The 1682-nt window shown below is 45.6% G+C and carries 1 protein-coding gene; it reads right to left on the reverse strand.

Going from position 1 to position 1682, the window contains the following annotated elements:
• Positions 1-202: 202 nt before the first annotated feature.
• Positions 203-1513 (reverse strand): IS1380 family transposase, encoded by a 1311-nt coding sequence (locus tag AA84_RS0113675; RefSeq protein ID WP_028977669.1) that lies wholly within the window; start codon positions 1511-1513, stop codon positions 203-205.
• Positions 1514-1682: the final 169 nt, after the last annotated feature.

Consider the following 1682-nt stretch of genomic DNA (forward strand, 5'->3'; position numbering starts at 1 on the left):
CCTGAATTATTCACCGCTTGCCGTTTTTTCGGGATTTTGCTCACCAGGATGCAGCCAACCTGATTTCACTTGATTTTTTGAATGGAAAAATGACCTTGAAGATCAATTTCTGAACATTCACGTAAAAGAAGGCCATTTTGAGACAGACTTCCCCCGTTGATCTGATGAACCCGTTTTGAATTTTGAGCTGAGTGTTTTTTTGTTACTCGATGTGAAGTTGTTGAATCCGGTTGAGCACGTTCCAGAAGAATGCCTGATAGACAAAACTGGAAGACAGCTTGAAATAAAGGGATCGTCCTGACCGGACGAGCTTACTGGCCACTTTGACGATCCGCGTTCGGATGGTTTCGATTCGCATGGCCTTCTGTCTTTTTGGGAATGCCATCGTCCGCATCCAGTTCGTTAAATTGTAGGCGAGCAGACTGAGCATCAATCGGACTTCGTTAATTTCGAATTTGTGACTAGACAGTTGATCCAGACTGAATCCGGATTTGGCTTCCTTGATGTAGTTTTCCATCGTCCCTCGTTTCTGATAAGTCTGAAAGACCTGTTTCGGGGAGAAGCATTCAACCAGATTGGTCACGATAAAGGTATGCGTAAAGAAAAGTTCATTGGCCGGGCGAATGGATTGAACGGCAACCCGTCTTGGCTTACCCCAGGACTTCGCCTGATAATCAAATTCTTCATAGTAACACTGAGTTTTACCGGTTGGTGAATCATTCGGGTGAAGTTCTTCGGCCATCCGTTGAAGCACGGCGTTGGTCTTCAGCCGAATCACGTAGTAGACGGATTCTGTTTCGCACGCCTCGTAGAGGTCCGGTGTGGCAAAACCGCTGTCAGCGCGAACGAGCGGCGTGGTTTCTGGAAAGTGCTCGTTGTAGTGTTCGAGAATCGGCCGGACAAAGTCCACAACGCCATGCGATGTATAGCGATTTCCAGGACGCAGTTTCGCTTTCAAAAAATCACCCGTTGCCCCATCAAACGCCACCAAGGGATGGAAGCCGATCGTACCGTAATGCGCGTTATAGTCCGAGGATTCTTGCTTTCCATACGTATCAACATGGGTGGAATCCAAGTCAAGGATCAGTGCTGGATTCTTGCGATAGCGGTGAACTTTGTCGAGTAATTTTTGGTTGGCCATGCCAAGCTGATCCAGAGCATTAGGATCAAAGCGATCATAAAAACGGGAGAGTGTCGGCTGTGACGCAAGTGTTGGTGATTCAACAACCTGAGTGAACACGGGATCGTGAATCAATGAATCCGCTGCATCATCTTCAGAATAACCAGCCAGCAGCTGATAGATCTTCTGGCGCAAAAGTTGCTCATTGGAATAATCCGGACTTTTGCGCGAATCGTTCAGCACCAGATGGTGAGTCAGCGTTTTTGAGAAACCGAGTTTTTCATCAAATTCTTTAAAAATCAGATGACCGCTGTCGGAAGAAAGTTCGCCACCGGTAAAATTGATTTTGATCTTCCTGTTGAATTGACACGACTTTTCCTCTACACTGAGCATATGAGGAACCTCCTTGTATGTTTTTGGTTTAGTCACCTATTATCATACAAAGGAATGGTTCCTTTTTCATTAACTTTTTTCACCTAATCGGTGAAAAAACGAAAAGGGTTATCTCCTTGTGGGGAAAGCGTTTTGGCCAGTTAGCAAATTAGGCTATGAATAATTCAGG

The organism is Sporolactobacillus terrae DSM 11697 (assembly GCF_000648615.1).
In the GTDB taxonomy this organism is placed as follows: Bacteria; Bacillota; Bacilli; order Bacillales; family Sporolactobacillaceae; genus Sporolactobacillus; species Sporolactobacillus terrae.

What these genes read in the sequence shown, in the direction of transcription:
- AA84_RS0113675 (WP_028977669.1), bottom strand. Translation starts at nt 1,513, where the DNA reads ATGCTCAGTGTAGAGGAAAAGTCGTGTCAATTCAACAGGAAGATCAAA.